Annotated in this window: 4 protein-coding genes; all 4 read left to right on the top strand. The window is 44.0% G+C overall.

The window, feature by feature from the left end; genetic code table 11:
- Nucleotides 1–376, top strand: a 376-nt coding sequence (locus VF500_RS11020) for a DUF5110 domain-containing protein (protein WP_330859721.1), incomplete at its 5' end; no start/stop codon positions are given.
- A gap of 20 nt (nucleotides 377–396) precedes the next feature.
- On the top strand, nucleotides 397–2,004 hold the full coding sequence (locus tag VF500_RS11015) for an arylsulfatase (RefSeq protein ID WP_330859720.1): 1,608 nt from the start codon (nucleotides 397–399) through the stop codon (nucleotides 2,002–2,004).
- A gap of 400 nt (nucleotides 2,005–2,404) precedes the next feature.
- Entirely contained in the window at nucleotides 2,405–4,060 is a 1,656-nt protein-coding gene (locus VF500_RS11010; protein WP_330859719.1) for a glycoside hydrolase family 28 protein, read from the top strand.
- Between the two features lie 105 nt (nucleotides 4,061–4,165).
- A complete protein-coding gene (locus VF500_RS11005; RefSeq protein ID WP_330859718.1) occupies nucleotides 4,166–6,067 on the top strand; it encodes a glycoside hydrolase family 88 protein in 1,902 nt (633 codons plus the stop codon).
- Nucleotide 6,068: the final 1 nt, after the last annotated feature.

Raw genomic sequence — 6,068 nt, 5'->3', positions numbered from 1 at the left:
CACGCTGGATGTATTTCCGGGGCAGGCATCCGAGTTTAAATTGTATGAAGACGATGGTATCAGCCTCAAATATCAGCAGGGCGAGAAAGCGATCACTCAAATTACTATGGCAAATGTTGCCGGTGGATGGGAATTGCAGATCAAAAAGCCTGCGGGTAGCTTTATTCCGGCACCGCATTCCTATCTGGCAAGAATACACTGGCCTCATGATCAGGAACCATCTTTAATCGCGGAAAATAATCAAACCTCGAAAGCGGCTAAGAGTGTTGATGCATTAGCTGAAACAGCAGGCTGGTATTATGATAAAACAACTCATTTGCTTTGGATAAAAGCATCACATAGCAATGGTGAAGATATTACGCTTAGTTTTAAATAGATCACGATTATAACTTTCCTATGAAAAGGTTACTCAGTATAGTTTTTGTTTTTTCTGCAGTAAGTAATCCAATATTTGCTCAGCATAAGGCTGCCGCTAAGCGGCCAAATATCATTATTATCCTGGCCGATGATATGGGTTACTCAGATATTGGCTGTTTCGGATCCGAAACCCAAACACCAAATCTCGATGCTATGGCTAAAAACGGTTTACGCATGACTCAGTTTTACAATGCATCACGCTGTTGCCCAACCCGGGCATCATTGCTTACCGGTCTTTATCAGCACCAGGCGGGCGTTGGCGATATGGTAAACCATCGTGATGTGCCCGCTTACCAGGGCTATCTGAACCAAAACTGCGTAACCATAGCCGAGGCGCTTAAACAAGGTGGTTATAATACGCTAATGGCTGGCAAATGGCACGTCGGGACAGACCCTTCGCACTGGCCGGTGAAACGCGGGTTTGATCATTATTTTGGTTTGATAGATGGCGCAAGCAGTTATTTTAATCCAACTATGCCTTATCGCCCCAACCAGAAACTTACTATTGCTTTAGACGATAAGGAGTATACGCCCGGGCCAAATTGGTATTCAACCAATGCCTATGCCGATTATGCCATTAAATTTATTGAGGGTAATAAAAGTACCAATAAGCCATTCTTTTTGTACATGGCCTTTACCAGTCCGCACTGGCCAATCCAGGCGCTACCCGAAGATATTGCCAAATACAAAGGCAAGTACCTGGCAGGATGGGATAAGCTGAGGCAGCAACGGATGGAACGCCAAAAACAGTTAGGGATCATCAGCAAAGATGAAAAACTATCTCCCAGGGATAAGAGCGTGCCTGAATGGGATAGCCTCAGTCCGGAAGAAAAGGAACAGTTTGATACCAAAATGGCCGTATACGCCGCCATGGTCGACCGGATGGATCAGAATATAGGCCGGATCAGGAAAAAGCTTCAGGAGTTAGGTGAGGATAAAAATACAGTGATCATGTTTCTGTCAGATAATGGGGCAAGCAATGAAACCATTACCGGGCCTGGCTTTACTCCCGAAGTACTGGCAGCAAACAATAAGCCTGCAAGTGATCCAACATCTTTTACATCATACGGGGCATTAGGGGCTAATGTAAGCGATACTCCATTTCGCTTATTTAAACATTGGGAATATGAGGGAGGCACAGCCACGCCTTTTATAGCTTATTACCCGGATGTTATTAAGCCGGGTTCCATAATTAGTAAGCCCGCCCATATTATTGACCTGATGGCAACCTGCCTTGATCTGGCCTGGGCAATTTATCCTAAAGTTTATCATGGTAATAACATTACGCCAACAGAAGGTATAAGTCTTGTACCTGTATTTAAAGGGCAAAGCTGGAAAGGGCATGATGGATTGTTTTTTGAACATGAAGGTAACCGTGCTGTAAGGCAAGGCGACTGGAAACTGGTATCACAACGCCCCGAAAATAAATGGGAGCTTTATAACATCAGCACCGACCGCTCCGAATTAAATGACCTGAGTGCCCAATACCCTCAAAAAGTAGCCGAACTTGAAGCGATGTACAGCGCCTGGGCCACCCGGGCAGGTGTAGTTGATTTTGATAAATTACCAAAATCAAAAGGCGAGTAATTTAAGAAAGTATTGAAAAGGGCTAAATCGACAGCATTTCGGAGATAGCTAAATATGACATTTTTTGAATGTAGAGACGCATAATTGCGTCTTCCATATGCAAGTTAAGGTAGTTAGACCTCTTGCAAAGCGGCTTGTCCTGTGGGAGACGCAATTATGCGTCTCTACATGAAATGTTTTAAAGGTAATGACGTGCAATTAGAAGTAATTCACGAGGATTAAGAGGTAATCCGCTTCCGCTCGCCGGTGTTCAAAATTTACGCAAACGTTTCTGGGAACGTTTGCGCGGTTTTAGTTGGGCAAATCCTTTTTTTTATTGCTGTCAGCCTTTAATCTTGTTTAGGATTTAAGGGTCCTTCACCAATTATAAGGCGATAAATAGCTGTTTTAAAATAGAAACATGTCGGTAATAAAAACAAGGTTTGGAGTAGCGGTTCTGCTTTTGGCGGGTTATTTTACATCGCGGGCGCAGGTTCGGCAGTATTCCTGGCAGCATTTGCCGCAGGTAAGCAAGCCCTCATTCAAAAAAGATACTATTAACATTTTAAAATACGGTGCCAAAGCCGATGGACTTACCCTAAATACCACCAGTATCAATAAAGCGATAGCTGCCTGTAGTGTTAAGGGCGGTGGAGTGGTGCTTGTTCCGCAAGGTTTATGGCTGACGGGTCCACTGGTGATGAAAAGCAATGTAAACCTGCATGTAAGTCGCGCAGCATTGTTGCAGTTTACTGATGATAAAAGTCAGTATAAACTGGTTGAAGGCAATTATGAAGGGCATGCCGCGGTACGTAATGAATCACCTATATCGGGCACTAACCTTACCAATATAGCTATTACCGGCGATGGGATCATTGATGGACACGGCGAAGTTTGGCGGGCGATCAGTAAAGAAAGGCTTACCGCAGGCGAATGGAACAAACTGGTGGCATCAGGTGGGGGGGTGAGTGAAAATGGTAAGTCGTGGTACCCATCCCAAAGCTATGTTAACGGACTTAAAACTCCGGAGGCAGGTGTAATAGGCAATGGAAAAACCCTCAAGGATAACGAACCCTTTAAAGATTTTTTTCGGCCTAATATGCTGGTATTTACCAACTGTAAAAAAGTATTGCTACAGGGCGTTACACTACAAAATTCGCCGGCCTGGGATATCCACACTTTATTATGCGAAGACCTTACCGTACAGAATGTAAAGGTTAGAAACCCATGGAATGCGCAAAATGGCGATGGTATAGATGTAGAATCGTGCCGGAATGTTTTGATTGAAGGCAGTACTTTTGACGCAGGTGATGATGGCATCTGCATCAAATCGGGCAGGGACGAAGAAGGTCGTAAACGTGGCAAGCCAACCGAAAATGTTGTAGTACGTAATAACGTTGTTTACCGTGCCCACGGTGGTTTTGTGATAGGCAGCGAAATGTCGGGAGGGGCGCGTAATATTTTCGTGTCTAACTGTACATTCATCGGTACAGATATCGGTCTGCGTTTTAAAACTACACGTGGCAGGGGCGGTGTGGTTGAAAATATCTTCATCAAAAATATCAGCATGAGGGATATTGTCCATGAGGCCATCCTTTTTGATATGTACTATAGTGGTAAATCGCCCGGCGAATCGGATGATGTAAACAATCAGGTTCTTGTACCTGTAACCGAAGCTACACCCTCATTCCGCAAGTTTTATGTAGATAATGTAGTTTGTAATGGTGCAGAAAAGGCGCTCATGTTCAGGGGGCTGCCCGAGATGGGGATCAAAGATATTCATATCGAAAACAGCATTTTCAAAACTGTTAAAGGCGCTGATATAATAGAAGCGCAGAACATTTTCTTAAAGAATATCTGCTTTAAAAGCAAAGAAACCAATCCGCTCATTAATATTCAAAACAGCAGCAGCGTAACTTTTAACCATATTACCTATGGTGATACCAGGCTGCTGTTCAAGATCAGCGGAAAGAGGTCGCAGCAAATTAAATTGCTTGATACAGATGCCTCAAAGGCTAAGAATAAAGTCGAGTATGTTTCAGGCGCAGCAGAAAGCGTGCTAACCGGTTCGAAATAACGAGTGGCTGAAATAAAAGATTGAGGCTGATTGAAAAAATGCATTGAATAACACTGGTGCAGGCAATGATAACCGGGGGAGTAATATTGATAAATGAGCTATATAATGAAGAAAATATTATTGTTATGTACCTGCCTGCTTGCGGGCATTGGGCTCAGGGCGCAAACACTGCCGTGGTCACAACGGATGGCTAATACGGCCATTCATATCTGGAAGGATTCGTTATCGGGTACTAACTGGTCGTACGATCAGGGGATAGTTTTGCAGGGGCTGCAAAGCGTTTGGCGACAATCGGCCCAAAACGAATATTTTGGTTATATCCAAAAATCAATGGACAGGTATGTGGGTGCCGATGGAACTATCCGTACCTATAAAGCCAATGACTATACGCTGGATAATATCTTATCGGGCCGGAGTTTGCTATTTCTGCAACAGGTATTAGGTGCCGAAAAATACTATAAAGCGGCCTCCCTGCTTCGCAAACAATTAAACGAGCAACCCAAAACACCCGAAGGCGGCTTCTGGCATAAAAAAAGATATCCCAACCAAATGTGGCTCGATGGCCTGTATATGGCCGAACCTTTTTATGCCGAATATGCTTCCGTTTACCATGAAGATACTGATTTTGATCAGATAGCTGATCAGTTTATCTGGATGGAACAACATGCACGCGATAAAAAAACGGGTTTGCTGTATCATGCCTGGGATCAAAGCAAAAAGGAACGCTGGGCTAATCCTCAAAGTGGTCTCTCGGCAAGTTTATGGGCCCGTGCCGATGGCTGGTATGCCATGGCATTGGTTGATGTGCTGTCCTATTTCCCGGTTAATCATCCTAAACGTGCGGCACTCATTGCCATTTTAAACCGCCTTGCTGTAGCTATACAAGGCAGCCAGGATTCGGGTTCGGGTTTGTGGTACCAGGTACTTGACAAAGCGGGCAAAAAGGGTAATTATCTGGAAGCATCAGCATCGTGCATGTTTGTTTATACGCTGGCTAAAGGCGTAAGTGAAGGCTATCTGCCTCAAAAATATTTGCCGGTAGCCCAAAAAGCTTATGATGGCATCATCAAAAACTTTATCGAAACGGATGCTGACGGACAGGTAAACATTAAAGGCACTGCAGGAGCTGTAGGTGTTGGCGGTGAACCATATCGCGACGGCAGTTACGAGTACTACGCCGGTGTAAAAACTGTCGTTAACGAAACCAAAGGTGTTGGTTCATTTATGCTGGCCAGTGTGGAGATGGAGCGTTTAGCCAATCTCAATTTAGGCAAAGGCAAAACTGTGCTTTTGGATAGTTATTTCAATAACGAGTATCATAAAGACGTTACCGGTAAAAGTATCCCGTTCCATTACAAATGGGATGAGCAGGATAACAATGGTTTTTCGTTTTTTGGGCAGATCTTTAGCAATTACGGGCTGCATACCCAAACTTTAAATGAAGCGCCGGATGTGGAGAACCTCAAAAAGGCAGCAGCCTATGTTATTGTTGATCCCGATATCCCGAAGGAAAATCCTGATGCTAAATATATTGAAGAACCGCATATCCAGGCTATCAGCAATTGGGTAAAAAATGGCGGTGTACTGGTTGTATTAAACAATGATACCGGCAATGCCGAGTTTGTGCACCTGAACAAACTGATGGCGAAATTTGGCATCAGCTTCAACCTAAATAGTGTTAACAGGGTAGTTGGGCGTAACTTTGAGCAGGGTGCAATTAATATCCCACAAGATAATGCCATCTTTAAAACGGCGCGCAAAGTTTACATCAAAGAGTTGAGTACCCTACAGTTAACAAATTCGGCGGTTGCGCAATTAGTTAACGGCAAGGATGTCATTGTAGCTACTGCCAAATATGGTAAAGGTACTGTGTTTGCCGTTGGCGATCCCTGGTTTTATAACGAATATACGGATGGCCGAAAGCTGCCTCCCGATTATGACAACTTTAAAGCAGCCAACGATTTGGTCAACTGGCTGGTTAAACAAATTCCCCAAACAAAAAAATAGT

The sequence above is a fragment of the Mucilaginibacter sp. genome, from assembly GCF_036383575.1.
Classification (GTDB): Bacteria; Bacteroidota; Bacteroidia; order Sphingobacteriales; family Sphingobacteriaceae; genus Mucilaginibacter.
Note: the sequence above shows the minus strand (reverse complement) of the source record. Positions and strands in the feature narration are given on the sequence as shown.